This is a genomic window from Roseovarius sp. D22-M7 (assembly GCF_037083785.1).
In the GTDB taxonomy this organism is placed as follows: domain Bacteria; phylum Pseudomonadota; class Alphaproteobacteria; order Rhodobacterales; family Rhodobacteraceae; genus Roseovarius.
On sequence record NZ_JBAPKY010000227.1, the window covers coordinates 1 to 546 of the forward strand.

At 68.5% G+C, this 546-nt stretch carries 1 protein-coding gene; it reads right to left on the reverse strand.

All coding sequences use genetic code 11. The features are described from left to right. Positions 1–546 (reverse strand): cadherin-like domain-containing protein (locus V8324_RS22275; RefSeq protein WP_336422046.1); only part of this gene is annotated, 546 nt, incomplete at its 3' end.

Genomic DNA, 546 nt, shown 5'->3' on the forward strand with positions numbered 1-546 from the left:
CGCCGGGGCGGCTGCGTCCGCGCTGCCATCATTGGCGAAGTAGGTGAAGCTGTCGGACCCCGAGAACCCGGCATCCGGCGTGTAGCCGAAGGACCCGTCCGCGTTCAGCGTCAGGCTCCCATTCGCGGGCCCGCTGTCGAGCACCGCGCTCAGCGTGTCACCCTCGACGTCGGTGTCATTCGCGAGCACGCCCGCCGCCGCGATTGTCAGCGCTGTCTGGTACGCCGTCGCATAGGCGTCGTCCGCCGCCACCGGCGCATCGTTCACCGGGCCCACCGTGACCGACACGGTCGCGGTGTCGCTGCCGCCATTACCGTCCTCGACGGTGTAGGTGAAGCTGTCGGACCCGTTGAAGTCGGCATCCGGCGTGTAACTGACGGTGCCGTCACCATTATCGACCAGGCTGCCGTTCGCCGCCGCGCCGAGGCTCGCCACCGTCAGCGTGTCGCCGTCGACATCCGTGTCGTTGGCCAGAACGTCGATGGCGACCCCCGCGTCCTCGTTCGTGCTCGCCGTGTCATCCGACGCCACTGGATCGTCGTTCAC